This is a genomic window from Alistipes sp. UBA1686 (genome assembly GCF_002320215.1).
GTDB classification, from domain to species: Bacteria; Bacteroidota; Bacteroidia; order Bacteroidales; family Rikenellaceae; genus Alistipes; species Alistipes onderdonkii.
On record NZ_DCKA01000011.1, the window covers coordinates 109,138 to 134,202 of the forward strand.

Genomic DNA, 25,065 nt, shown 5'->3' on the forward strand with positions numbered 1-25,065 from the left:
GTAATGTCCGTGCCTAACTACTAAACGCAAAAACGCATGAAACCCGAAACCGTCCGGCGCCGCTCGCCGCTATCCTGGGTTCCGACCGTCTACTTCGCCATGGGACTGCCGTTCATCCTCGTGAACATGGTCTCCACGCTGATGTTCCGCGGTCTGGGCATCGACGATGCGCGCATCGCGCTGTGGACCTCGCTCATCATCCTGCCGTGGTCGCTCAAACCGATCTGGAGCCCCCTGATGGAGATGTTCCGCACCAAGAAATTCTGGGTCGTGTCGACCCAGCTCATCTCCGGGCTGGGGCTGGGGCTGGCGCTGACGGCGCTGACGCTGCCCCTGCCCGACTTCTTTCCCTACGCCGTGGCGCTGATGGGCGTCATCGCCTTCAGCGGCGCCACGCACGACATCGCCACCGACGGGGTGTATATCACCGAACTCTCGAAGGACCAGCAGGCGCGGTTCATCGGCTGGCAGGGGGCGTTCTACAACATCGCCAAGGTGTTCGCCATGGGCGGGCTGGTCTATCTGGCCGGAGCGCTCAAGGAGCGGGTCGGGATCGTCGAGGCGTGGATGATCGTCATGGCGCTCTGCGGCGCGCTGCTCTTCCTGCTGGGAATCTACCACCTGCGGATGCTGCCTTCGGGCGGCGAAGCCACGGCCCATGCGGGGAGCGTCGGCGAGGCGCTGCGCGAGACGGGCGCCATCTTCCGCGGATTCTTCCGGAAAAGGTACATCGGCATCTACATCGCCTTCATCGTCTTCTACCGCTTCGCCGAGGGGCTGGTCATCAAGATCGTTCCGCTGTTTCTCAACGCCCCGCTCGACAATCAGGGTCTCGGCCTGACCGAACAGCAGATCGGCCTCTACTACGGCACGTTCGGCGTGATCGCATTCGTCGTGGGTTCGATCCTGGGCGGCTACTTCATCGCGTGGCTCAAACTGCGGCGGGCGCTGTTTCCGCTCATCACGATCTTCAACATCCCGTTCGTGGTCTACGCCCTGCTGGCCTGGTTCCAGCCCGCATCGCCCCTGCTGATCTGCGGCGGCATCGTCTTCGAATATTTCAGCTACGGATTCGGGTTCGTGGGCCTCACGCTCTTCATCATGCAGCAGGTGGCGCCCGAACCGCACAAAATGGCCCACTACGCCTTCGGTTCGTCGCTGGCCAATCTGGGCGTGATGCTGCCGGGCATGGCGAGCGGCTGGCTCTGCGACCAGGTCGGCTACCACCGCTTCTTCCTCTGGGCCCTCATGGCCACCATCCCCATATTCCTCATCGCCTGGCGCATCCCCTTCGCCCATCCGGACACGGAGGAGGGAGCGGCCCAGGCCGTGGAAAAGGAACTGACCGACGAATAAATCACCGATAAACACCGTTAGACATGCTGAAAAATCTTATCATCACCCTCGCCGCCGCCCTCACCGCCGCGACGGCCGCCGCACAGGCCCCGGCCGACTGGGCCAACTTCGGACGTTTCGAAAAGGAGAACGCCGCGCTGGCGGAGCATCCGAAAGTCGTTCTGATGGGCAACTCGATCACCGAAGGGTGGATCGCCAAGCGTCCCGACTTCTTCGCCGAAAACGGCTACGCGAGCCGCGCGATCAGCGGACAGACCACTTCGCAGATGCTCGTGCGCTTCCGCGCCGACGTCGTGGAACTGCATCCGCAGGTCGCGGTGATCTGCGGCGGCACGAATGACCTGGCGCAAAACACGGGCTACATCTCGCTCGAGCACATTCTGGACAACATCCAGTCGATGGCCGAGCTGGCGCGCGCCAACGGCATCCGGCCCGTCCTCTGCTCGGTGCTCCCGGCCGGTGACTTCCCCTGGCGTCCGGGTTTGGAACCGGCGCAGAAGATCGTCCGGCTCAATGCGATGATCCGCGCCTACGCCGAACGGGAGGGCATCCCCTATGTGGATTACCATACGCCGATGGCGGCCGCGGACGGTTCGATGATCGCCGAATACACCTACGACGGCGTGCATCCCACCGAAGCGGGGTATCGGGTGATGGAGCGGATTCTGCCGCCCGTCGTCGAACGGGCGCTCTCCGACAAGTGACAGAACGGGGCTTCGGCCCCGTTTTTTTGGTCAGGTGCGCCAGAAGATTTTGCTCCGCGTGAAGGCCGCCGTGAAGAGCATCATCAACAGGGTGACGATCACCCCGCGCCCGACTCCCATCACGCAGCCGCACTGACCCCACAGCCACGGGAGCGCCACGGCCCGGTCCGCGAAGACGAGCAGCGGCACGACGACGTAACCCGCCGCCGTGTAAGCGATCATGGGGTTCTGCCCGCAAAGGACGAGCAGACCGCCCCGCGAACGGCCCTTTCGGAGCAGGACCGACGTGACCAGCAGCACGTGCGAAGCCATTCCGGCCGTGATGAAAAAGTAGCTCACCGTGGCGGGGTCCTTCTTCACGCCCTCTTCGAGCGATTCGAACGCAAGACCCAGCAGGAGCCAGAAAAATCCGGTCGTGAACAGTCGATAAAGCAGGGATTCGATCCCAGTGCGGGGCTTACGCAGCAACATCCACGCCGCCGTGCCCAGCGCGAGCGTCAGCACCAGATTGAGCGTCAGCGTACGGGTGAAAAGCCCCCATATATTGACCGCAAGGAGCAGCGCTGTGAGCCCTGCGGCGGCGATCTGTCCGGAAAGCGCCGGACGCTCCTCCTGCTGCCCGCGCGCCAGCCAGCGGGCGAACAGATCGCCGGCCACGCTCCCCGGCAACACGATGCAGAGGTATTGCAGAAACTCCGTGCGGAAGAGCCACGGCACAGGCGAGAAGTTCCACACCGCCTCGTTCCACGACCCCGGAACCGCCGCGCCCAGCTTCAGGGCGGCAATCAGGGCGACGATGCCCATCCGCAGCCAGAGGTTGCGGCGCGTCAGCCACCAGATCAGCGAACCCGCGACGACCACGTCGGCGAGAATCAGGATGATGATGTCCGACCGCACGACGCTCACCCCGACGCCCAGCCACCGGTACACGCCCATAAGGACCGCGAGGACCGCAATGCCGCCGGCGTTGAGCCACCCGTTCTGCCGCGGGATGAAGCCGGGAATCCGCACGAACATCGCGAAAAAGGCGCCCCAGACCGTCATCGTCACAAGGGCGCTCACGACGGGACGCTGCAACACGGCGTCGAGCGTCCACAGCCCCGTGTTGCCGAGCGCAACGGCGAAAAAGGCGAGCAGCAGGCCCCGTTTGAGGATCGAGACGACGATCCGCCGGGGCGGGTCCCGCGGTTCAGCCTGCGGCCCAGCGAGAGCGGAAAGGCCGCGCCCATCGAAAAGAGGAAAAAGGGGAAGACGAGGTCCACCCACGTAATTCCCGCCACCGACGCATCGAAGACGAACGACGGCGGCGGCAGCTGCGCGTGGAACAGCCACGCCGGCAGGTCGGGATTCCAGGCGATGTAACCCGAGAGGACCATCCCCACGATGGCAAGTCCCCGCAGGATGTCCACGGCATAGGCACGATTATTCATTCAGGCTGTTTCAGTTTAATAATTTTAACTCCAAACGCCTGTAAAAATAAGAAAAATCAACACCAACACCCACAAAAGCAAAAACTTTTACACTGTTAGTCCCCCAAATAAGGGCATATCTGAAAATTACACACTATTTTCATTGCATGGAATTCCCGGCTAAGAGGGTTTATGTGTGTTTTCCGGCGAGCAAGTGCGGCCTGCACCGGGTTGTTTCCCGGGATGGATTGTCCGGCTGAAAGCCGGATATGGGAGTTCCGGCGAGCATGTTTTATGCATCGGAAAGAACGGGGCAAATGGATTGTACGAATGGTACTACCTCCTGCACCAGTTTGTCGTCGAAAGTGGGTACGCCGAGAGGTCGTGTCTTTCCGTTTTTCTTCGGGATGTGCACTCTTCTTGATGGCTGGGGAGAGTAGCTTTCGTCTTTCAACGAAAGGATCAGTTTCTCAATGCGGGGAAGGCTCATACGATCGATGGTTTCTCCGTCTGCACCTTGTGTCATATTACCCGGCTTGGCATATATTCGCTGATAAGCCAGATAATACATTTCCTCATTGAAAAGAATACGATAAAGCCTCTCAAACCTGTATTCCGTGGTTTGATTATGCTTTGTCAGACTGTTTAATACTCTTGCGGGACTTCTCATAATGCCTCTCGCATTTTCCGTTAATCGTATTAATGAATATTAGCTGCCGCCCTTCGTCATGTGCGAGGCTTTCCCTCGCTCGGACTACTACGGCGGCTCCGTTACCATGCCGGATATTCATAGACCTTCGTCCAATAGCCTTACGGCATTCCGGTTTAGGTAATCCCCGTTTACGATATAATAACTATGGCGCGACAGATTGTCGGATATGACGTCCGCCTTTTACTGCTTATTACAGTTGCGTCGTGATAAGTTCTTGCTCTCTCTGTACAACTACTACAATGAGAGTATCACGATATGACGAGTATAGTTACCCTAACGTCACAGTTTCGCTAGGTACCGCTCAGGCTGTCATTCAATCAATCCGGATTTTATCCTCATATCTGTCTTTCATCACCCCATTCAGTCGCAGTCCGGTAACTGACTGACTTATGATTTACCCCGACATGCTACACTCCCTGTCCGGTTTCCCTTTCAGATAAGTCGGTTGATGATAGGTTTTTTTCAAAGAACACTTACCTAATAGCTTGCCATCGCTATATTTATTATATCGCCTTGACGGGCGCACAGTTGTTGGCGAGTTTCTGAAACTGGAAATAAAAGTCATTCAACCGGGCAATAAACTGCACCTTCGAGGGGTCGCGTCTGATGACGACGAACTCCTCGCAGAAGATTCTTTTGACGATAAAACGGCTCCGGTTATGCTCCGATCCGGCTTTGCAGAGCAGCTCGTTGAAGCGGATATTCTGCTCTTCATTGAGCCGGAAAGAGTATTTATAACTCGGAGTTGGGGGACGTAGTGTTCTTTTTCGGTCGGTATTCATAATATCGGTTAAAAAGGCGTTCGACTTGGGAGAACGCCCGGCCTCGCAGAGCGAGCACCTTTCGTATGCCGAAAAGTTTTTCGGCATACAAAGGTACAGCTCGCTGTTGTCTGACGACAACAAAAATCCGCGCCGGAGAATCTCTGACCGAAGTTTTGAAAATCCTCCGTTACGGCTTCCGAGGCAAGGTCTTTCCCGTGTGCAATATTACAACCGTGCGGGCGCCAAAACAAACCCTCGGTGCGGACTGGAGCGGTCGTGAGCGGACATCGGAACCGAGGCATTTCAACCGGTCGTATCTTGCAGCATGAAAGGCTGGTTTTCTTATTCCCTTCATTATTCCGATATAAACTGCATTAAACAGAAAACGGTATTTTGAATGGTTTAAAACATAAAACCGAACACACATGTTTTACGACTGCAAAACGAACATTCGATCTTAAAAACGTTATACCATGGCTTCATTAAAAGAAGAAAACAACCCTGCACCCAATCCTCCGAAACGATCCCGTATCGAGGCCGAGGAGGAACAGATGCACCGGACTGGTTCCTATGGATTCGCCGGCCGTTATCCCGCTATAAACTTCATTAAACGGAAAACGGTATTTTGAATGGTTTAAAACATAAAACCGGACATACACGCTTTACGACCGTATAGCTAACAATCAATCTCAAAAACGTTGCACCATGGATTCATTAAAGGAAAAAGACAACCCTGCACCCAATCCTTCTAAACATCCCCGTATCGAAGTCGATGAGGAGCTGATGCGTCAGATGATCGTCGGACAAGCCTCTTTGGATTCGAAAGTCGTTATCCCGCTATAAACCACACGAAATAAAACACTGTATTTTGAATGGTTTAACCCAATAAACCAGACATACATGCTCTATGCCCGTATGGCTGACAATCAATCTTAAAAACGTTGTACCATGGATTCATTGAAAGAAACAGACAAATCCGCACCCAATCCTTCTAAACATCCCCGTATCGAAGTCGACGAAGAATTGATGCGTCAGATGATCGCCGGACAAGCTTCTTTGGATTCGAAAGTCGTCCGCCGGATTCCCGAACCGGAAGAGGAAAATACGGACGATCCCGAGGAAAAGACATCGGCAACTGCATCCGTAGTATCGGTAGCGGTTGCTGAAAAAACAGATGTCGACACCCAAACGAGTGGCGTAAAGGAACCGGCTGGATTCCGTCGTAAAAAGCTCGCGCTGCCGGATTTCGAACGCACGTTCTTCGCGCCGGTGGATTGCCGCAACCGATCGGCGATCTATGTCAGTACCCGAACCAAGCACAAAGTATCGGAAATACTCCACCTGTTAGGGAATGAGAGTACAAGGCTTACGGCCTTGGTTGACAATATGCTGCGATTTGTCATGGACATTTACAGCGACGAGCTGAATTATCTCCACGAGAAGAAGAACAATAGACGACCGTTTTGAAAAAGCGGAGGCATTTCGACGGCACATAGCAGGACGGAAGGGGCCGTCGAACGGGCAGGCCGCTCGCGGCTGAACATCAGAACCGGATCGTCAGGAGCCGCAGAATGTCGCCTTTTCCGACGGTAGCGACCAGCACAACGCCGGGGATGGAAATATGCAAGGCTCGCCTTCGGGCGATTCGCATGGCCTTGCGTATTTCCATCTCCGGCGTTTAATTCCCTGCCGGCGGAAAAACTTACATCGAAAATTACCCTGCCATTGACGAAGCAAGATCGGAAATCGAATTAGCCGTAAGATCGTAGGCCATTACTGTGCGACCTTGAAGATACCGTTCAGTTTCTCGCTCAATGCCGCCATATCCTGTCCGATCTTGTCGTTGGTGATTTTAGCGTAGATTTGGGTCGTGGTGATCCGTTTGTGTCCCAGCATCTTGCTGACCGTTTCCAGAGGCACGCCCTGCGTGAGCGTGACCGTCGTGGCAAAGGTATGCCGCGCCATATGGATTGTGGGGTTGAATGACAGCCCGGCATGTCTGGCAACATGCCGCAAGGACATGTTCAGTGTTTTATAAGTGCCTTTAAGCGGAAAAACCTTCTCTCCTGTGCGGTATGTATCCTTATAACGCTCGTAAAGCATTTCGGCGACGGGAAGCAGTTTGACCCGGAACTGCGTACCCGTCTTCTGGCGTCTGTCGATAATCCACCGCTCTCCGTTGTCGTCCGTATGGATGTCCGCGTGGGTGAGTTTCACTACGTCTGCGTGGCTCAGGCCCGTAAAGGCACAAAAGACGAAGGCATCCCGGTTGATGCCCGTCCGGTAATTGGGAAGTTCTGCGTCCATGACGGCCTGCAATTCCGAGGCCGAGAGGTAGCGACGTTCCGAGTACTCCGGCCTCACGTAGAATCCTGCGAAAGGGTCGGCAGGAATCCACCCGTTCTTATAGGCTGTGTAGGTCATCAGCTTCAGTTTCTTGAGCGTAGAATGGATCGTTCCGGAGCGCATGCCTTGTACCGAGGAGAGGTAGACCACGAACTTTTCGATGAAATCCCGTTTCAGCTCTTTGAACGCAATATCCTTGACATGATATTCGTATTCGAGGAAAGAGGCAAGGCGGTTACGGCGTTTGCGGTAATTGTCATAGCTGGAATAGGCGCGGTCTTTGCCCACGCGTTTGAGGAAACCCGCAAGGTATTCGTCGAAAGTCTGCAACAGCAGACGGCAGTCATCGCCCATACCGAAGAAGGCGTTGCGAACCTTTTCGGCCGTAACATACGAATCCCGGTCGCAGAGACGCTGATACTGTTTGCCGATATTGGTCTTGATATTTTCCAGCTTTTCATTGAGACGCTGGGCTTCGAGGCTTCTGCCTGCGGCTTTGTTCGCTTTGGCATCCCAGAGGGAAGAACGAACGGTGAGTTTGCAGCTGAACTGCGACATCGTGCCGTTGATGGTGATACGGCCCATGACGGGAACCTGGCCCGATTTCTCGGACTGCCTTTTCACATAGAAAAGGACTTTGAAAGTGCTGCGTTGCATGATAACCTGAACTTTGAGGGTTTGTTAAACGTTTAGTCAAGTTATTTGGTATGCGGTAATTCGATGCAACGAACTGAAAACGAATGTTTTGATGCAAATCAAAGCATTTCGGGCAGGTAACGGATAAGTAACGAAACTCACTGTTAAACCTGCCCGATTCTGCAATTTTATTGCTCGGAACAGATGCAGAACAGAGAATCAAATATCTGTGAACTTGATACTTGCTCTTTTCTGCGCTTCTCTTTACCTACAAATACCGAACCATCGCGGCCCGGGATTTTCTTTTATACCCGCAAGCCCGGTGCCCCCCGATCGGCACAGCCCGACAGACCGGCACAGCCGCCGTCCCGCAGATCGGCATAGCCCAGCACCTCGCAGTTCGGCACAGCCGGCACCCCGCAGTATACCCAGCCGCCGCGCCAGGCTCCGCCCCAAGGCCACCGACCGTGCCGGGAGGCCGCCTACACGCTGAACCGTTCGGCCTGCTGCCGGGTATTGCGCCCCAGCACATCCGATAAAGCCGCCCCGGTCAGCCGCGCCTCGATCCATGCCGTAAAATCGAAGTATTTGAGTAAAGGCCGCTCGTATTTATCGGCCGCAACCGCCTGCACCGCACCGTACAGCCGTTCCCAAAGACGTCCCCTCTCGCGCCGGCTTGCAGGCAGCGGAAAGAGGCGCACAAACCTGAAAACAAGTTTTTCGACCGAGCTGTTTCCGATAGCGGTACTGCGGCGTATGGATTTGATTTCGTTTTCGGCGAAATCGAACCGCCCGCATTCCGCCTGCAGGAGCAAATTCACCAGCCGTGCAATGCGGAATGCCGGGAAATTATAGAACACGAGCCCGGTCGCCTGGATCCGGGTCATGGCCTTGCGGGCTTCGCCACCCCGGTCGCACACCAGATGCAGCACGACCAGATTGAGTTGCAACAACAGTTGGACATCGAGTTTTTGCTGCGACAGTTTGCGGAACAGGGTCTCCTCATGTTGCTTATAAAGTTCCTGCGCATCGGCGAACGCCCCGCAATTGATGAGCCGGAACGAATCGTACAGATAGATAAAGGCCAGCACTTTGCGGACAAACTCATGGGGGTAGTCGCTTTCCGTAAGCCGGTGCAGCTTGGCGATAAAAAAAGGCATCTCATCGTAAAGCCCCGCCGAAAGCAGGCTGTCCAATACCCCCAGCACGGCATCGAGGTAGTGCAACGGAGGGTTGAGCATCCGGCCCGGATTGTGGTCGAACAATTCGAGCAGTTGCTGATAGATGCGGATGGCAGCCTTGTAATTGCCCGACTGCAGGAAATAGGTCGACTGGAACAGCTGGTGGAGTTTATCCACCTCGAACCCGTTGTACGTGTTATTGGCGATCAGGTGCAGCTCGCTCAGCACCAGATCGTTCAGGCTCTGGCACTCCTGTTCGGAACGCACCTTGCTGCGGTAAAGCGCCCGGTACTTGAGGATATCGTAAAGCTGCATGTGCTGGTTGGCGCTGCGCAGATGCTTGAACGTCTCGTTCACTTTCATCTGTTTTTCGACCAGCTGCTTTTCGCTCATCCCCTGATAATCCCCGGCACTCAGGTAACGCAATTCCGTCTGCCGGATCAGCATGAGCAAAGCCGTCATCTCATACTGCCCGGCCAGTTTTTTCGCCCGGCTCAGCTCTTCGGTCGCGGCCTGCAGCAAGCCGCAGCGGAAAAGGATCTCCGCCTCGGCCATGCGGTTGGAAATGCGGGCCTGGATGTCATACCGGCTCCGTAAATGCAGCAGGCAGTCGACAACTACCTTATACAGGTGCTTGACGGCAATGTCGAAGCTGCTCTCCCCGGCATCGACGCCAAAACGCCGGGCAACCTCCTCGACCGAAGAGCACTCCTCCATCAGGGCGAACAAAGTTAGATAGACCTTATCGCCCTCCTGCAGGTTGCTGTAAAGTTTGAAATAGCGTTTTTCCGCCTTCGTCATCGAATGGATAAGTACAAGCAGCGAAATAGCTTTGTTCATGGCCTTGCGGGTTAGTTACACAAAGATAGGAATTATTTGCCGGAGATGAAATCCCGGAAATTCCTGATGGAAGATCCGGGTTATAAAGGAATATTCCCGGACAATTTCGCACATATCCGGATAATCCCAAATTAGGTCATTTCACAGCCAAATACACGCAAAACCGGTATTATCGCTCTATCGGGCAACTTCCCGAGGTATTTTTTACAGCCACAGGCCCTTATAAACATTAAGTTCGGATAAAATCATTTGAAAACAACCGGATAAAACATATAACAACACCCATAGTAATATAGCCATATCTATAATATTCAATATTTTAAATCCAACAATGCAATACATATTATTTTTAATAAATCACTTTGGGTTTATCCTAATTAAAGTAAAAATACACCTCCTTATTAGAACTTTTAAACTTATATTTGTATAACAAACGGCCGGACAAATACGCCAAACGATCCGCAAACAAGGCGACGAACCTATATATTCAATAATTTAATTAACCCAAATTACGTATAACCATGTAACCCAATGCCGGGGCAAAGCCCTCCCACCACCAGTTTAACCAACCAAACCTGTAAAACTATGACCCTAATTCTACGAAAAAACATGCTGCGCACCTGTTGTCTGGCCGCGCTGCTCGGTACGCTGCCGGCCGTCATGCATGCAGCCGGTACCCCAGATTACGACACCTTGCAACAAAACGACACCCGCCGGATCTCCGGCCGGGTAACCGACGACACAGGCAAGCCCCTGATGGGCGTAACGGTCGTCGAGAAAGGTACGACCAACGGCGTCAGCACCACTGCCGACGGCAGCTATACGCTGCGTCTGCAAAACGCGGAAAATGCCGTCCTCGAATTCTCATTCATCGGCTACCGGAACACGGAACTTCCGGCAGGAACGAAAACAACGCTCGATGTGCAACTCACCGAGTCAGTCACGACGATGGACAACGTAGTGGTGATCGGGTACGGTACCACCACGAAAAAAGAGCTGACCGGCTCGGTCTCCTCCCTCAAGAGCGATGATTTCAAACAAGGGAACATCACCAATCCGCTGCAACTGCTCCAGGGACAGGTTGCAGGCCTGAATATCGTACGCGCCGACGGCGGAGACCCCAACGGCGACTTCGAAATCCAGTTGCGGGGCATGACCACAATGGCCGGCGGCGCTTCGCCGTTGGTCGTCACCGACGGCGTCGTGGGCGGCGACCTGTCGAACGTCAGTCCCGACGACATCGCCTCGATCGACGTGCTGAAAGACGGTTCGGCCGCTGCGATCTACGGCACACGAGGTACGAACGGTGTGATTCTGGTGACAACGAAAAAAGCCCATGCGGGGGAGAACCGTATCGAATTCTCGGCTTATGTCGCCATGCAAAGCGTGGACAAAAAACCCGACGTGATGTCTGCGAGCGAATACCGCAACACGATCCGGCAATATTTCCCCGACAAAGCGTCGTCGTACGATTTCGGCGGATCGACAGACTGGTTCGACGCCGTCACGCGCAAACACCCTGTAAGCCAAAATTATAACGTATCCTCATCGGGCGGCTCCGCAAAACTCAACTACCGCGCCAGCGTCTCCTACACCAATGACATCGGGCTGGTGAAAAAAACCGGAAACGAGAAACTCCGCGGTCGCCTGAACGTGAGCCAGTCGCTCATCCGGGATCGGCTGAAGGTGGATTATAATTTTGCGTACACCACCGGCAAGGGTTCCTATGCGGACAAGTTCATCATGCGGCAGGCCGTGCTGCGCAACCCGACCGAACCCATTTACGAAACCAACGGCAACAACCCCCAGTACGGCAAATACTTCTTCTCGCCGGGAATCGACTACCACAACCCCGTGGCGATGCTCGAACAACGTGACGACGAAGGCATCCGCAAAGAGTTCTCGGGCAGCGTCAATGCTTCGCTGCGCATCATAGACGGTCTGAAAATCAGTGCCATGGGCGCCATCATCGAGCGTTCGGAACGCTATGGGCACTATTACGGCCGCTATTACCCGGTAAATATCGGCAACAACGGGACGGCGGAAACTTACAACGACCACTACAAGAACAAGATGCTCGAAGCGACGATCGATTATTCGGGCACGTTCGGCGACCACAAACTGCAAGCCATCGCCGGTTACTCGTTCAGCGAGGAAAGTTCGGAAAGCTACGACCAGATGAACTACAAGTTCGATACGGACATCTTCGGGTTCTACAACATCGGCAGCGGCGGGGCGCTCAAGGAAGGGCTCGCCTCGATGGGCAGCAGCAAGGAAGACAACCGGCTCATCGCCTTCTTCGGCCGCGTGATGTATAATTACAAGGAAAAATACCTCTTCTCGGCATCGGTGCGCTATGAAGGTTCATCGCGTTTCGGCGACAACCACAAATGGGGAACCTTCCCGGCCGTGAGCCTCGGCTGGCGCATATCGCGCGAACCGTGGCTGAAGGACGCCAAATGGCTCAACGAGCTCAAGCTGCGCGCCGGCTTCGGCATCACGGGCAACCAGGAGATCGGCAACTACCGTTCGCTGTCGATCCTGCGCAAGGGTTCGTCGAATTTCTATTACAACAACAAGTGGATCAGCACCTATGAACCCGGCAGCAATCCCAACCCCGACCTGCGCTGGGAGAAGAAGAAAGAGTTCAACGTCGGGCTCGACATGAGCGTGCTCGGCAACCGGCTCAACGTCACGGTCGACTACTACAACCGCCGCACCAAGGATCTGCTCTACACCTATACCGTACCCGTACCGCCCAACCTCTACCCTTCGAAATTCGCCAACGTCGGCACGATCGACAACAAGGGTATCGAAGTGACGGTCAACGCCACGCCGATTTCACGCAAGAATTTCAGCTGGAACCTCGCGGCGACGATAAGCCACAACAAGAATAACCTGGTCAAATTCTCCAACGAGGATTACGAAATGGTGCAAATCCAGACCGGCTACTTCCCCGACGACCTGAAAATGTATACCATGCGCATCGTCGAAGGCGGTTCGCTGGGCAACTTCTGGGGCCCGAAATTTTTGGGATTCAACGATAACGGCGGCGCCATCTACGAAGACTTAGACGGTGTAGAGGGCATTACCGAAGCGGACTACCAGGTTATCGGCAACGCATATCCCGACGTACTGCTGTCGCTGCAGAATACCTTCAGCTACAAACAGTGGAGCCTGAGCTTCCTGCTGCGCAGTTCCATCGGCAACGACGTCCTGAACCAGAGCCGTGTCTATTACGAAGGGTTCGGTTACTTCGGCACCCGCAATATTCTGCGCTCGACACTCGACCATGCCAACTACAAGGACGGCGCATACTATTCGTCGCGGTTCGTGGAGGACGGCTCCTACCTCAAGCTCGACAACATAACGCTGAGCTACGACTTCAAACTCAAATCGAAGGTCATCTCCAAGCTGCGCTGCTATGTCACGGCACAAAACCTCTTTACCATCACCGGCTACAAGGGAATCGACCCCGAAGTCAGCATTTCGGGGCTGCAACCCGGCATCGACTGGTATGACTTCTATCCCCGCACGCGTACATTCGTTCTCGGAGCCGCCATCGCATTCTAAATCATCCGACCAACAAACGAACCTATTATGAAAAAGATAGTATCAATCCTGTCCACGATATTCCTGCTAAGTGCAACACTGAGTTCCTGCACCGACCTGGAAGAGAATCCCTACTCCTCGATCCCGTCCGACGAATTCTTCAACAACGAAGAAGAATTCCTGATGAGCGCCGGGCGTATTTACGCTTATCTGGTACGCTATACCTGCTACCGCTGTATCTGGGGCACGATTTCCGTATCGACGGACGAGGCGGTCAGCCCCCTGCGCGAAGGAAACCAGTGGGTCGACGACGGCGTATGGCGCGACATGCACGCTCACACGTGGAATTCGCAGATGCAGGATCTGCAAACGATCTGGGAATTCCTTTTCGGCGGCATTTCGCTCTGCAACCAGATACTCTATGAGTTCGACCAGTCGTCGGTCGATTTCGAGGCCAAACCCAGCCTGGTAGCCGAGGTGCTGGTCATGCGCGCATGGTTCTATCTGAATGCCATGGATCTGTTCGGCAATGTTCCCTTCACCACCGACTTCTCGGACACGAGCCTGCCCAGGCAGGTGGATCGCAAGTTCCTCTTCTCGTTCATCGAACAGCAGATCAAGGATAACGTCGGCCTGTTGCAGGACGTGCCTACCGCCTCGAACTACGGCCGCGTAACCAAGGCGATGGCTTACACCACGCTCGCCAAACTGTACATCAATGCGCAGGAGTGGATCGGCGAGGCCAAATGGGACGAAACCATCGCTGCCTGCGACCAGGTGATCGGCTTCGGGCAACTGGAGATAGAACCCGACTACTTTTCGAACTTCAAGGTGGACAACACCTCGTCGAAGGAGAATATATTCGTCATCCTCTATGACAAAGTTTATACGTCGCAAAACTGGTGGCACGTCTTCCGGTTCCACCAGCTGACGCTCAACAGCCTCTCGCAACAGACCTACGGCATCCTCGACTTTTGCTGGAACGGCTTCGCCGCAACCGAGTCTTTCTATAACAAGTACGATCCGAAAGACATCCGGCGCAGGCAATGGCTCGCGGGCCCCCAGTACGACATGTCGGGCAATCCGCTCCTGATGCAAAACGGGCAGCAGCTCGACTACACGCCGCATATCACCTCGCTGTTCGACTTCTCGAACCCGGCAAAATCGAACGAAGGCGTCCGCTCGGCCAAATACGAATATGCGAACGGGCTGCAGGGCGAATGCATGGACAACGACTATGTGGTCTACCGTTATGCCGACGTGCTGATGATGAAGGGCGAGGCGCTCGTGCGCCAGGGACATGCCGACCTGGCAGTCCCCCTCTTCAACGAGGTGCGCCATCGTACGGGGCTCGACGATTACAAGGCTTCGGATCTGACACTCGACGAGATTTACGACGAACGGGGCCGGGAATTTGCATGGGAAGGATTACGTCGCCAGGATATGATCCGGTTCGGCAAGTGGGGCGAAGCACGCGACCTGAAACCGGCCGTCAGCCCGGCATACACGAAACTTTACCCTATTCCGGCCAACATCCGCAAGACCAACACGAACCTCAAACAAAACGACGGATATACCGATTAAACACCACCCCGCCCTGCCGGGTGCAACAAACCGGCAGGGCGGGACAAACAGCTACACAGTAAAAACACATGTCAGAATCAAAAATTCTCGTAATCGGCAGCTCGAACACCGATATGGTCATCTGCACCGGGCATTTACCCCTTCCCGGCGAAACGGTCATCGGGGGCACCTTTTTCATGAACCCGGGCGGCAAAGGCGCCAACCAGGCCGTCACCGTGGCGCGTCTGGGCGGAAGGGTCTCCTTCATCTGCAAAACAGGCAGCGACATCTTCGGGCACCAGGCCAACCAGCTGTTCAACGAAGAGGGGATCGACACCTCGTATGTATTTTCCGACACGAAAAACCCGTCGGGCGTGGCCCTGATTACCGTGGATACCGACGCTGAGAACTGCATCGTCGTCGCTCCCGGCGCCAACGCGCATCTCACCCCCAACGACCTGAAACGGTCGGCCGAGGCAGTCGAAGCGGCCGATATCATCCTGTTGCAACTCGAAATCCCGATGCAAACCGTCGAGGCCGCCGCCATGATGGCGTACCGGCTGGGCAAGAAGGTCGTCCTGAACCCGGCCCCGGCCTCGAAGCTCTCCGCCGGACTGCTCGAAACGCTGTACGCGATCACCCCGAATGAAACCGAAGCCGAAGCCATCTCCGGAATCCGCATCACCGATGAGCGCACGGCCGAAGAAGCCGCCCGTAAAATCGCGTCGATGGGTGTGTGCAACGTCATCATCACGCTCGGTGCCAAAGGTGCCCTGGTCTTCGACGGTGCACACTGCGAAATCGTCCCGGCATACAAGACACAGGCCGTCGACACGACCGCCGCGGGCGATGTGTTCAACGGGGCGCTGGTCGTGGCCCTTTCCGAGGGACGGACACTTCCCGAGGCCGTGCGTTTCGCCTGTAAAGCCTCGGCCATATCGGTAACACGCGTAGGCGCGCAAAATTCCGTACCTTACCGTACCGAAGTCGACGTATTCAACCTATAACGCTAAAACAGACCCAAGCATGAAAAAAACCTTATTTCTACTCTGCGCCGTGATCCTGGGCGCCTCGTGCAATTCCGCACCGGCGACACAGCCACTTCCGGCACAAGTCACCATCTCCAAAGAACGGCTGCTCGACAAAATCAAGGGCGGCTGGGCCGGCCAGACTATCGGATGCACCTACGGCGGCCCGACCGAGTTCAAATTCAACGGCACGATGATCCAGGAATACACCCCCATCCCGTGGCCGGAACATTACATCAAATGGTGGTACGAGAATACGCCGGGGCTTTACGACGACGTATATATGGACTTAACGTTCGTCGAGGTCTTCGACCGCCTGGGCATCGACGCCCCGGTGGATTCGCTCGCCGCAGCCTTCGCCAATGCCGGCTACGTCTTGTGGCACGCCAACCAGGCCGCACGCTACAACATCCTCAACGGCATCCGCCCGCCCGAGTCGGGGCACTGGCTCAACAACCCCCATGCCGACGACCTCGACTTCCAGATCGAAGCCGATTTCGCGGGGCTCATGTCCCCGGGCATGCCCAACGCGGCCTCGGAGTTCTGCGACCGCGCGGGACACATCATGAACTACGGCGACGGCTGGTACGGCGGAGTTTACGTGGCAGCGATGTATTCGCTTTCGTTCGTCTCGGACGACATCGGGTTCATCGTCGAGGAAGCCTTGAAAACCATCCCCGAACAGAGCCGCTATCACCGGTGCATGAAAGACGTCATCGCCTGGCACAAGCAGTATCCCGGCGACTGGAAACGCACGTGGTTCGAATGCGAAAAGAAATGGAGTTCGGATATCGGCTGCCCCGACGGGGTATTCGTGCCGTTCAACATCGACGCCGTGACCAACAGCGCCTACATCCTCATCGGCCTGCTTTACGGCGAGGGCGATTTCTCGAAGACGCTCGACATCGCCACCCGTTGCGGACAGGACTCGGATTGCAACCCGGCATCGGCCGGCGGTATCCTGGGCGCAATGCTCGGGTACAGCAAAATCCCCGAAAAATGGATGCGCAACCTGCGCGAAGTGGAAGATATGGAGTTCGCCTATACCGACATCTCGCTCAACCGCACCTACAAGATGAGCTTCGACCAGGCATTGGAAGTAATCCGCCGCAACGGCGGTTCCGCAGGTGAAACCGACGTGACCATCGCATGCCAGCAACCCGTACCCGTCCGTTTCGAACAGTCGTTCGAAGGGCATTATCCGACCGAACGCCGTGCAATCCACCAATCGCTCCCCGAAGCCGGCGTAATCGAATTCGACGGCATCGGAGCGGTATTGACGGGCGCCCTGCGCTGCCCCGACGAGTCGTACGTGGCCGAAGTAACCTTCTCGATCGACGGGCAACCGGTCGAACGCGTCAAGCTCCCGGCGCTTTACCGCACCCGCCGCCATGAACTGTTCTGGCGTTACCGGCTCCCGTCCGGCCCCCACCGCATCACGGCCGAATGGCATAACCCGCGCAAGGATGCATCGCTGCAAATCCGCGACCTGTTGGTATACGGCAGCACTCCGCAAGCTGCCGGGAATTAATCCGAACCCCGTAAATTCGACGCATTATGTTTATCGTTCAAAGTTATCCCCTGGCAATCGCTTTTTGCTTCATCACCATGCTGTGCTGGGGCTCCTGGGGCAACACCCAGAAACTGGCGGCCCGCACGTGGCGCTATGAACTCTTCTACTGGGACTATGTCATCGGCCTGCTGCTCTTCTCCGTGCTGTCGGCCTTCACGCTGGGCAGTTTCGGGACGGAGGGGCGCAGTTTCCTCGCAGACCTTGCACAGGCAGACGCAGGCAACCTCTTCTCTGCATTCATGGGCGGCGTGATATTCAACGCATCGAACATCCTGCTTTCGGCAGCCATCGCCCTCTGCGGCATGTCGGTAGCTTTTCCCGTGGGTGTAGGGCTCGCACTGGTACTGGGCGTAGTGATAAATTATTTCAGCGCGGCCAAAGGCGACCCGACCTTCATTTTCCTCGGGGTACTGCTCATCGCCGCAGCGATCGTCATGAACGGATTCGCCTACAAGAAAGCCCAGACCGAAAAACGCAAACTCACGACCAAAGGCATTCTCATCTCGGTTGCGGCCGGCATCATCATGGCATTCTTCTACCGGTTCGTGGCCGCTTCCATGGATCTGAACGATTTTGCCGCCCCCGCAGCCGGCAAAATGACACCCTATACGGCCGTATTCATCTTCGCCGTCGGAGTTTTCATCAGCAATTTCCTGTTCAACACCGTCGCGATGAAACGTCCGGTGGACGGTGAACCCGTGCGGATCGCCGACTATTTCAAAGGCGGTCTCAAAACCCACATGGTCGGCGTGCTGGGCGGTATGATCTGGTGCCTGGGAGAATCGTTCAGCATGATCGCCTCGGGCAAAGCCGGGGCGGCAATCTCCTACGGCCTGGGACAGGGGGCGACACTCGTTTCGGCACTTTGGGGAATACTGATCTGGAAAGAATTCAAGGGAGCACCCAAAATCTCCCACAGGCTCAACCTGGGAATGTTCCTGCTGTTCCTCACCGGGCTCGGGATGCTGATCTATGCGGGCGCATAGGCGACTGAATACCCTATTAAAAAATCCCGAAGCATTGGCTTCGGGATTTTTTATTCTGGGCAGCAACCATCCCCGCACCCAACGCCCGGGCACCGGATGCGGCCTGGAGTAGCCAGGCGCCGCAATGAGCTACCCGACAATGATCCGGAAGCGGCATTCTCTGCCGCCCGACAACACGGTCTCGAGCTCTTCCACCCGGATGTCCTTGCCGGGCAACAGCTCCTCCATGACATAGAGGATGCTCTGGCGGGAGCATTCGCAATGGGCCGGAGAGTCCACGAACCCGGCGTCGACCTGCGGGCAGAGGCACCGGGGATACCCGACCTCGTAAACCCGCCCCGGCTCGATGATGTCCGCAAAAAAATACTCCGAGCGGCCGTATTTCGTATACTGCCGGTCGAGATCGCGGCCGCATTCTTCGAATTGCCTGCGGAGCTCCCTCAGGACGTCGTCCTTCACACAATCGACGGCACACGGCCGGTAAAGCGCCCCGCGCACATCGGCCGGGAGTTTAGCGACGCCTTCCTCCAAAATCCGGTAGAAGGACTTGACCCGCTGTTGATTATCGTTTTCCATAGTTTATTTCTATTATCCGAAGGGCATACTCCGAACCGGCAGAAGCGCCCGGAAACCGCCCCGGGCCCTTTTCAAGCGGGCCCGATATATTTCCCGACGAACTCCCCGACGCGGCGCGTGTATTCCTCCCGGTTGTCGCGGTACGAAGCGGCATGTCCGGCACCCGGCACGAGCCACAGCTCCTTGTCGCCCGGCTTCGCCTCGAAAAGCGGACGAACCATCCAGGTAGGGACGTAGTCGTCGGCATCGCCGTGGATGAAGAGCATCGGCAGGCGGCATTTCGCGACCTGCGCCAGCGCAGAAGCCTCGCGGAAATTCCACCCATATTTCAGGTCGCACAGCCAGCTGGCCGTATACAGCAGCGGGAATGCCGGCAGCCCGAACGACGACTTCAGTTCCTTGGAGAACTCGTCCCAGACGCTTGTATAGCCGCAATCCTCGACAAAACACCGAACGTAAGGTCGTTGGGGTTCGCCCGAGGCCATCATCGTCGTGGCAGCTCCCATCGAGATGCCATGCACGACCATCCGCGTGTCGCCGCCGAAAATCCCGTCGGCAACCTCCATCCAGCGCAGCAGATCGAAGCGGTCGAGCCACCCCATGCGGATCGCCCGCCCTTCGCTCTGTCCGTGGTAATACAGATCCGGCAGCAGGATGTTATACCCCAGGTCATGGTTATAGAGGTAGCCGATCATCAGCATCCGCACGGCGCAGTCCGTATAACCGTGGACGATGACCGCCGTGCGGTCGGTCGGCACGGGAGCCGCCGCGTAGAGGGCGTGCAGCCGGACACCCTGCGGATCGGCGATCACGGTGTCGCGCAACGCCCCGGCCGTCTGCAAACTGTCCACCCACGGGCGCAGGAATGGGTATTCGGCATACATGTATTCATAGGCCGTGGCATTCTTTTCCCGCATCCTGGCGTCGGGCCGCAGCGAGAACGCGAGCATATAGAAACTCCCGCCGATAACCGCAGCTACCAGCAACAGGATAAAACCGGTAATGATTCGCGCAATTCGTCTCGTCGTCATAACTTCTGGTTATAGGTCTGCACGCTCGGAAAGCGACATGCCCTGTGTTCCGGCATAAAACATCACCAGCTCCAGCTCCCCGTCGCCCCGGTTCTCGCCGTAATGGCGCGTACCGACCAGCTCCACGATGCCCTCTCCGGCCCGGAACATCCGTTGGGCACCGGTTTCGGCAATGACGGTCAGCTCGCCCCGCAGGATCACCCCCGCATTGACCAGGGCGTGCGTATGCATCGCCAGCGTAGTATGCGGCGGCACCGTTGCCCGGAGTATCGTCACCCGCGGCGCACCCCGCGGATAGGAGGGCAGCGGCGCCCCGTCCCAACTGGCCGCGGTTTCGACGACACGGGATATGGCAACGCCATCATCCCCCGGATTCACTTCGAGGCGACTTTGGCACGGATATGCTCCAGCATATCGTCCGTCATGCGCGAGAGATCCCATTCGGGTTTCCACCCCCACTCCTCGCGGGCGCAGGTATCGTCGAGCGAGTTGGGCCAGCTCTCGGCGATCTCCTTCTTCACGGGGTCGACGTCGTAGTCCATCGTGAAGCCGGGCATCCGCTTTTGGATTTCGGCGCAGATAATCTCCGGCGTGAAGCTCATCGACGCGATGTTGAAACTGTTGCGGTGCACGAGCTTCGCGGGATCGGCCTCCATCAGTTCGACGCAGGCACGCAGCGCATCGGGCATGTAGATCATGTCCATATAGACGTCCGACGGTACGGGGCAGGTGAACCGGCCCGACCGGATCGCCTCATAGTAGATCTCGACGGCGTAGTCCGTCGTACCGCCGCCCGGCAGCGTGACGTTCGAGATAATGCCCGGAAAACGCACCGAACGGGTATCCACACCGTACTTATGGTGGTAGTAATTCCCCAGCATCTCGCCCGTGACCTTACAGATGCCGTAGATGGTCGTGGGCTGCATGATCGTGTCCTGCGGGGTCTTGTCCTTGGGGGACGAGGGCCCGAAGGCGCCGATCGAACTGGGCGTGAAGAGGGCGCAATGGTGTTGGCGCGCCACCTCGAGCGAATTGTTGAGCGCCCCCATATTAACGTTCCAGGCCATCTGCGGATTACGTTCGCCCACAGCCGAGAGCAAAGCGACCAGGTTGAAGATCGTATCGATGTGGTAACGCGCCACGACCGACGCCATCGCCGTCGCATCGAGCGCATTGAGCACTTCGAAAGGGCCGGCCTCACCGAGGGCCTTGCATTCGCGCATGTCGGTAGCCACGACATTGTGGTCACCGTAAATTTTGCGCAGATAGACTGTCAGCTCGGAACCAATCTGGCCTCCGGCACCTACTATTAGTATACGTTTCATGTGCATGGGTTATAATTCAAAAGTAAAGATAGAAAATAATTATGAATTATTCACATTTTTTTGGTCTTTTCATTTTTCTTATGTACTTTTGCACCACTCGAACGGGAAATGTTGCTGTTGTAGCTCAGTGGTAGAGCACTTCCTTGGTAAGGAAGAGGTCACGAGTTCAATCCTCGTCAACAGCTCTCGAAATCAAGCGGTTGCCAAAACAAGGCAGCCGCTTTTTTCGTGCATATATGGCAAAAAAGGCATGATTCGGAGCGGTTTTTCACCCGCATTTTTACCCGAATCCGACGGGTAAACGGCGAAATAGAAACGCGCGCTGCAAATAACGTAAAGCTATGAATATCAACATCAACGTTGTTTGTCGCAAAGATAAGGCAAACAAAAACGGAACTACTCCCATCCATCTGCGATTTACCCGAGGCTCGAAAATTCGCTGTGTCAGCACCGGAACAGCAATCGTTCCTACGGCTTGGGATGCCCAAAACCGCCGTATCATCATTCAGAATGAGGAGCCGCAGGAAATCCAGTACCGCATCGACAGCCTGCTTGCAGAATACCACAAACGCCTGAAACGACTTGAGATTTTGGAAGCAGACATCACGCTCGATAATCTTCTCGAAAGAAACGGGCGGAAAAACGACGGTACGACAGCCGAATATTTTGCACAAGCGATAACCCGGCAACAAGAACAGGGCAAGATAAACACAGCCACCAAATACCGTTTCACACTGGTATCATTGCAGAAAGTCCTGCCCCTACTCAAATTCGACGAACTGACACTTTCGCACCTGCATAATCCGGAGCAAAAGCTCCACGAAATGGGCTGTTCCGCTAACAACACAGCGGCTAAGATTAGCGTATTGAAAGTCGTTTACAAACGACAAAACCGACAATCGGCAGGCCCTTTTCCATCTATTTCACCAATATTATTCCCAAACAGAACTATGCGGAAACCGTGTTTGCCGTAACTTTGTGTTGTAAACGGACTCACATATGAAAATAACGATCAACCCCGCAATACGGCATGTGCAGCCATTCATCGAGCGGCTCCCGGAGGTTTTTCCCGTCTCGGGCGAAGTGCTCCACGAAGGGCGCAACCAGATACGGGCTTTCGACATCGGGGGCGAAAGCCTGGTCGTCAAACGCTACAAACGCCCCCATCTGTTCAACAGGGTCATGTATTCGTTCTTCCGCAAGAACAAGGCCCGCCGCGCCTACGAGCACGCCCTGCGCCTGCGCGGGATGGGTTTCGACACCCCGGAACCGGTGGCATGGAGCGAATACCGCAAGGACGGCCTGATCGCCGACACCTATTTCGTCTCCCGCCGGTCGGAGCTCACCCCGCTCCCGCAGACCATGCGACGCTTCCCGGCGCCGGACACGCTGCCCGTGCTCGAAGCCTTCGCCCGCTTCACCGTCCGCCTCCATGAGCAAGGAATCTGCCACGAGGATTTCAACCAGACCAACATCCTCTGGGAATACGACGGCACGGCAGGCAACTACCGCTTCCAGCTGATCGACATCAACCGCATGAGATTCCACGCACGGCCGCTGCGCCCCGACGAATGCATGATCAACCTGCGGCGGCTGAGCTGCCCGGCCGTCCCGTTCCTGTACATATTGGATCGCTATGCCGACATACGCGGGTGGGACATCAACGACACGCTGCTGCGGGGGACTTTCTTCCGCCTGCTCTTCGGCCGCCGGCAGCAGTTCAAAAAGCGGTTCCGGGAACGGAAATCGGCCGCCGCAGGCAAAAAACAGGGCTGAGAATTTGGATTCCGCAAATATTTTACTACATTTGCCGCTGTTAATCCCCACAAGAGATGAGACTTTACGGTTTTGCATATTACTTTTTTTACTTTTTCTTTTATAGCAGGAGGAAGAGCGGGGTTGTATGCAATTAGCTGTATGATACGATAGAGTGAAAACACGAAGGATCCCGTTCTGCAAAGAGCGGGATTTTTTAATGCCTAAAATTCGATTATGAAACGCATCACCATACAGGGACAACCCGGATGTTTCCACGAGACCGCAGCCCGGTGCAGTTTCCCCGGCGAGCAGGTCGAAATCCTGCCCTGCGACAGCTTCGACCAGCAATTCGCCCGCATGGCCGCCGACCCGACGCTGCTGGGCATCGCGGCCATCGAGAACACCATCGCCGGCAGCCTGCTTCCCAACCACGAGCTGCTGCGGCGCAGTTCGCTGGCCGTCATCGGAGAATACAAACTCCGCATCTCGCACGTACTGGCGGCACTGCCGGGGGAGGCGCCCTGCGACATCGGCGAGGTACACTCGCACCCGATCGCCCTGATGCAGTGCGGCGACTACCTGAAAGCCCATCCGGCGATGAAAGTCGTCGAACGCGACGACACGGCGGGCAGCGCCCGCGAAATCGCCGAGCAACGGCTCCGCGGCACGGCCGCCATCTGCGGCGCCGGGGCGGCGGAGCTCTACGGGCTCGAAATCCTGGAACGGGGCATCGAGACCAACAAACACAACTTCACGCGCTTCCTCCTGCTGGCCGACCGCAGCCGCGCCGCAGGGTTCACCGACCCGGCCCGCACGAACAAGGCATCGCTGGTCTTCTCGCTGCCCCACACCCAGGGAAGCCTCTCCAAGGTGCTCACCCTGCTCTCCTTTTACGAAATCAACCTCTCGAAAATACAGTCGCTGCCGATCATCGGCCGCGAGTGGGAATACCGCTTCTACGTGGATGTCACCTTCGACGACCCGGTGCGTTACCGGCAAGCCATCGAAGCGGCGAGGCCGTTGACAAGCGACTTCCGCATCCTGGGCGAATACGCCGAATGTCCCAACCCGGCAATCTGACAAGGAACAAACGATAAAAACGAAAAACATAAAACCATGAACGACTTACAACCCATCAATTTCCCGGGGCTCGACCCCCGCCGGCCGCTGGTCATCGCGGGGCCGTGCAGCGCCGAAACCGAAGAGCAGGTAATCGAAACAGCCCGCGAACTGGCCGCGGAAGGCTTCAAGCTATTCCGCGCCGGACTGTGGAAACCACGCACCAAACCGGGCGGGTTCGAGGGCGTAGGCGTCGACGGCATAGCCTGGCTGCAACGCGTAAAACGCGAAACGGGGATGTACACAGCCACGGAGGTCGCTACGCGCAAGCACGTCCTGGCGGCGTTAGAAGGCGACATCGACATGATCTGGATCGGGGCCCGCACGACAGCTAACCCGTTCGCCATGCAGGAGATCGCCGACGCGCTGCGCGGGCACGATATCCCGGTGCTGGTGAAAAACCCCGTGAGTCCCGACCTCGAATTGTGGATCGGCGGCGTGGAACGCATCTACAACGCCGGCATCCGCCGCCTGGGTGTCATCCACCGCGGGTTCACGTCGATCGACAAAAGCCTCTACCGCAACCACCCGATGTGGTCGATCCCCATCGAGCTGCACCGCCGCCTCCCGGGGCTGCAGATATTCTGCGACCCGAGCCATATCGGC

General features: G+C 56.4%; 22 protein-coding genes, 1 tRNA gene and 3 pseudogenes. 15 read left to right on the plus strand and 11 right to left on the minus strand.

Going from position 1 to position 25,065, the window contains the following annotated elements; translation table 11 throughout:
• The first annotated feature begins 36 nt into the window (after window positions 1–36).
• Window positions 37–1,356: an MFS transporter gene (locus B3C38_RS04170; protein WP_286725643.1), complete on the plus strand. Its 1,320-nt coding sequence runs from the start codon at window positions 37–39 to the stop codon at window positions 1,354–1,356.
• 23 nt (window positions 1,357–1,379) lie between these two features.
• A complete protein-coding gene (locus tag B3C38_RS04175; RefSeq protein WP_015547673.1) occupies window positions 1,380–2,060 on the plus strand; it encodes an SGNH/GDSL hydrolase family protein in 681 nt (226 codons plus the stop codon).
• A gap of 30 nt (window positions 2,061–2,090) precedes the next feature.
• On the opposite strand, the gene B3C38_RS04180 is transcribed toward B3C38_RS04175, so the two are convergent.
• The 4 genes and pseudogenes from B3C38_RS04180 to B3C38_RS04195 form a co-directional block, all read right to left on the minus strand.
• Window positions 2,091–3,227, minus strand: a complete 1,137-nt coding sequence (locus B3C38_RS04180) for a DUF5009 domain-containing protein (protein WP_286725674.1) — start codon at window positions 3,225–3,227, stop codon at window positions 2,091–2,093.
• On the minus strand, window positions 3,119–3,490 hold the full coding sequence (locus B3C38_RS04185; RefSeq protein ID WP_286725644.1) for a DUF5009 domain-containing protein: 372 nt from the start codon (window positions 3,488–3,490) through the stop codon (window positions 3,119–3,121). The genes B3C38_RS04180 and B3C38_RS04185 overlap by 109 nt, the downstream gene beginning before the upstream one ends.
• 304 nt (window positions 3,491–3,794) lie before the next feature.
• Window positions 3,795–4,139, minus strand: a pseudogene (locus B3C38_RS04190) (maturase); the annotation flags it as partial.
• Window positions 4,140–4,684: 545 nt separating this feature from the next.
• On the minus strand, window positions 4,685–4,963 hold the full coding sequence (locus B3C38_RS04195; protein WP_286725646.1) for a hypothetical protein: 279 nt from the start codon (window positions 4,961–4,963) through the stop codon (window positions 4,685–4,687).
• Window positions 4,964–5,418: 455 nt separating this feature from the next.
• Here B3C38_RS04195 and B3C38_RS04200 point away from each other — a divergent pair, with 455 nt between their 5' ends.
• From B3C38_RS04200 to B3C38_RS04210, 3 genes and pseudogenes are all read left to right on the plus strand, one after another.
• The gene (locus B3C38_RS04200) at window positions 5,419–5,574 is read left to right on the plus strand and encodes a hypothetical protein (RefSeq protein WP_286725647.1); all 156 of its coding nucleotides are present in this window, start codon (window positions 5,419–5,421) and stop codon (window positions 5,572–5,574) included.
• A gap of 76 nt (window positions 5,575–5,650) precedes the next feature.
• Window positions 5,651–5,776 (plus strand): annotated as a pseudogene (locus tag B3C38_RS04205) (DUF3408 domain-containing protein); the annotation flags it as partial.
• 117 nt (window positions 5,777–5,893) lie between these two features.
• On the plus strand, window positions 5,894–6,412 hold the full coding sequence (locus B3C38_RS04210) for a DUF3408 domain-containing protein (protein WP_286725648.1): 519 nt from the start codon (window positions 5,894–5,896) through the stop codon (window positions 6,410–6,412).
• Between the two features lie 76 nt (window positions 6,413–6,488).
• Here B3C38_RS04210 and B3C38_RS04215 read toward each other — a convergent pair whose 3' ends face one another.
• The 3 genes from B3C38_RS04215 to B3C38_RS04225 all read right to left on the minus strand — a co-directional run bounded on the left by B3C38_RS04215 (window position 6,489) and on the right by B3C38_RS04225 (window position 9,948).
• The gene (locus B3C38_RS04215; RefSeq protein ID WP_286725651.1) at window positions 6,489–6,614 is read right to left on the minus strand and encodes a hypothetical protein; all 126 of its coding nucleotides are present in this window, start codon (window positions 6,612–6,614) and stop codon (window positions 6,489–6,491) included.
• A 104-nt stretch (window positions 6,615–6,718) separates the two neighbouring features.
• Entirely contained in the window at window positions 6,719–7,948 is a 1,230-nt protein-coding gene (locus tag B3C38_RS04220) for a site-specific integrase (RefSeq protein WP_286725652.1), read from the minus strand.
• A gap of 461 nt (window positions 7,949–8,409) precedes the next feature.
• Window positions 8,410–9,948: a hypothetical protein gene (locus B3C38_RS04225; RefSeq protein WP_286725654.1), complete on the minus strand. Its 1,539-nt coding sequence runs from the start codon at window positions 9,946–9,948 to the stop codon at window positions 8,410–8,412.
• A gap of 585 nt (window positions 9,949–10,533) precedes the next feature.
• On the opposite strand from B3C38_RS04225, the gene B3C38_RS04230 reads away from it, so the two are divergent.
• The 5 genes from B3C38_RS04230 (at window position 10,534) to B3C38_RS04250 (ending at window position 18,650) form a co-directional block, all read left to right on the plus strand.
• Window positions 10,534–13,521: a SusC/RagA family TonB-linked outer membrane protein gene (locus B3C38_RS04230; RefSeq protein WP_286725656.1), complete on the plus strand. Its 2,988-nt coding sequence runs from the start codon at window positions 10,534–10,536 to the stop codon at window positions 13,519–13,521.
• 27 nt (window positions 13,522–13,548) lie between these two features.
• Entirely contained in the window at window positions 13,549–15,084 is a 1,536-nt protein-coding gene (locus B3C38_RS04235) for a RagB/SusD family nutrient uptake outer membrane protein (protein WP_022333873.1), read from the plus strand.
• A gap of 68 nt (window positions 15,085–15,152) precedes the next feature.
• A complete protein-coding gene (gene rbsK / locus B3C38_RS04240; RefSeq protein ID WP_022333874.1) occupies window positions 15,153–16,070 on the plus strand; it encodes a ribokinase in 918 nt (305 codons plus the stop codon).
• Between the two features lie 19 nt (window positions 16,071–16,089).
• Entirely contained in the window at window positions 16,090–17,622 is a 1,533-nt protein-coding gene (locus B3C38_RS04245) for an ADP-ribosylglycohydrolase family protein (RefSeq protein WP_141405164.1), read from the plus strand.
• Window positions 17,623–17,648: 26 nt separating this feature from the next.
• Entirely contained in the window at window positions 17,649–18,650 is a 1,002-nt protein-coding gene (locus B3C38_RS04250; RefSeq protein ID WP_022333876.1) for a GRP family sugar transporter, read from the plus strand.
• Between the two features lie 129 nt (window positions 18,651–18,779).
• On the opposite strand, the gene B3C38_RS04255 is transcribed toward B3C38_RS04250, so the two are convergent.
• From B3C38_RS04255 to B3C38_RS04270, 4 genes are all read right to left on the minus strand, one after another.
• The gene (locus tag B3C38_RS04255; RefSeq protein WP_022333877.1) at window positions 18,780–19,226 is read right to left on the minus strand and encodes a hypothetical protein; all 447 of its coding nucleotides are present in this window, start codon (window positions 19,224–19,226) and stop codon (window positions 18,780–18,782) included.
• Between the two features lie 71 nt (window positions 19,227–19,297).
• Window positions 19,298–20,257 carry an alpha/beta hydrolase gene (locus B3C38_RS04260; RefSeq protein WP_022333878.1) on the minus strand — a complete coding sequence of 320 codons (960 nt, stop codon included), beginning with the start codon at window positions 20,255–20,257 and terminating at the stop codon, window positions 19,298–19,300.
• A gap of 9 nt (window positions 20,258–20,266) precedes the next feature.
• Window positions 20,267–20,635, minus strand: coding sequence for a cupin domain-containing protein (locus tag B3C38_RS04265; RefSeq protein WP_022333879.1), 369 nt, complete (start codon window positions 20,633–20,635; stop codon window positions 20,267–20,269).
• Complete coding sequence (locus B3C38_RS04270) at window positions 20,632–21,582, minus strand: NAD-dependent epimerase/dehydratase family protein (RefSeq protein WP_286725666.1); 951 nt, start codon at window positions 21,580–21,582, stop codon at window positions 20,632–20,634. The genes B3C38_RS04265 and B3C38_RS04270 overlap by 4 nt, the downstream gene beginning before the upstream one ends.
• A gap of 113 nt (window positions 21,583–21,695) precedes the next feature.
• Here B3C38_RS04270 and B3C38_RS04275 point away from each other — a divergent pair.
• From B3C38_RS04275 to B3C38_RS04295, 5 genes and pseudogenes are all read left to right on the plus strand, one after another.
• A tRNA-Thr gene (locus B3C38_RS04275) sits at window positions 21,696–21,767 on the plus strand.
• Window positions 21,768–21,923: 156 nt separating this feature from the next.
• Window positions 21,924–22,556 carry an Arm DNA-binding domain-containing protein gene (locus B3C38_RS04280; RefSeq protein WP_286725668.1) on the plus strand — a complete coding sequence of 211 codons (633 nt, stop codon included), beginning with the start codon at window positions 21,924–21,926 and terminating at the stop codon, window positions 22,554–22,556.
• A 25-nt stretch (window positions 22,557–22,581) separates the two neighbouring features.
• On the plus strand, window positions 22,582–23,358 hold the full coding sequence (locus B3C38_RS04285; protein ID WP_022333882.1) for a lipopolysaccharide kinase InaA family protein: 777 nt from the start codon (window positions 22,582–22,584) through the stop codon (window positions 23,356–23,358).
• Window positions 23,359–23,574: 216 nt separating this feature from the next.
• Window positions 23,575–24,420, plus strand: coding sequence for a prephenate dehydratase (locus B3C38_RS04290; RefSeq protein ID WP_195611142.1), 846 nt, complete (start codon window positions 23,575–23,577; stop codon window positions 24,418–24,420).
• 36 nt (window positions 24,421–24,456) lie between these two features.
• Window positions 24,457–25,065: pseudogene (locus B3C38_RS04295) on the plus strand (3-deoxy-7-phosphoheptulonate synthase); the annotation flags it as partial.

What these genes read in the sequence shown, in the direction of transcription:
- B3C38_RS04170 (WP_286725643.1), top strand. Translation starts at nt 37, where the DNA reads ATGAAACCCGAAACCGTCCGGCGCCGCTCGCCGCTATCCTGGGTTCCG.
- B3C38_RS04175 (WP_015547673.1), top strand. Translation starts at nt 1,380, where the DNA reads ATGCTGAAAAATCTTATCATCACCCTCGCCGCCGCCCTCACCGCCGCG.
- B3C38_RS04185 (WP_286725644.1), bottom strand. Translation starts at nt 3,490, where the DNA reads ATGAATAATCGTGCCTATGCCGTGGACATCCTGCGGGGACTTGCCATC.
- B3C38_RS04195 (WP_286725646.1), bottom strand. Translation starts at nt 4,963, where the DNA reads ATGAATACCGACCGAAAAAGAACACTACGTCCCCCAACTCCGAGTTAT.
- B3C38_RS04200 (WP_286725647.1), top strand. Translation starts at nt 5,419, where the DNA reads ATGGCTTCATTAAAAGAAGAAAACAACCCTGCACCCAATCCTCCGAAA.
- B3C38_RS04210 (WP_286725648.1), top strand. Translation starts at nt 5,894, where the DNA reads ATGGATTCATTGAAAGAAACAGACAAATCCGCACCCAATCCTTCTAAA.
- B3C38_RS04215 (WP_286725651.1), bottom strand. Translation starts at nt 6,614, where the DNA reads ATGGAAATACGCAAGGCCATGCGAATCGCCCGAAGGCGAGCCTTGCAT.
- B3C38_RS04220 (WP_286725652.1), bottom strand. Translation starts at nt 7,948, where the DNA reads ATGCAACGCAGCACTTTCAAAGTCCTTTTCTATGTGAAAAGGCAGTCC.
- B3C38_RS04225 (WP_286725654.1), bottom strand. Translation starts at nt 9,948, where the DNA reads ATGAACAAAGCTATTTCGCTGCTTGTACTTATCCATTCGATGACGAAG.
- B3C38_RS04230 (WP_286725656.1), top strand. Translation starts at nt 10,534, where the DNA reads ATGACCCTAATTCTACGAAAAAACATGCTGCGCACCTGTTGTCTGGCC.
- B3C38_RS04235 (WP_022333873.1), top strand. Translation starts at nt 13,549, where the DNA reads ATGAAAAAGATAGTATCAATCCTGTCCACGATATTCCTGCTAAGTGCA.
- rbsK (WP_022333874.1), top strand. Translation starts at nt 15,153, where the DNA reads ATGTCAGAATCAAAAATTCTCGTAATCGGCAGCTCGAACACCGATATG.
- B3C38_RS04245 (WP_141405164.1), top strand. Translation starts at nt 16,090, where the DNA reads ATGAAAAAAACCTTATTTCTACTCTGCGCCGTGATCCTGGGCGCCTCG.
- B3C38_RS04250 (WP_022333876.1), top strand. Translation starts at nt 17,649, where the DNA reads ATGTTTATCGTTCAAAGTTATCCCCTGGCAATCGCTTTTTGCTTCATC.
- B3C38_RS04255 (WP_022333877.1), bottom strand. Translation starts at nt 19,226, where the DNA reads ATGGAAAACGATAATCAACAGCGGGTCAAGTCCTTCTACCGGATTTTG.
- B3C38_RS04260 (WP_022333878.1), bottom strand. Translation starts at nt 20,257, where the DNA reads ATGACGACGAGACGAATTGCGCGAATCATTACCGGTTTTATCCTGTTG.
- B3C38_RS04270 (WP_286725666.1), bottom strand. Translation starts at nt 21,582, where the DNA reads ATGAAACGTATACTAATAGTAGGTGCCGGAGGCCAGATTGGTTCCGAG.
- B3C38_RS04280 (WP_286725668.1), top strand. Translation starts at nt 21,924, where the DNA reads ATGAATATCAACATCAACGTTGTTTGTCGCAAAGATAAGGCAAACAAA.
- B3C38_RS04285 (WP_022333882.1), top strand. Translation starts at nt 22,582, where the DNA reads ATGAAAATAACGATCAACCCCGCAATACGGCATGTGCAGCCATTCATC.
- B3C38_RS04290 (WP_195611142.1), top strand. Translation starts at nt 23,575, where the DNA reads ATGAAACGCATCACCATACAGGGACAACCCGGATGTTTCCACGAGACC.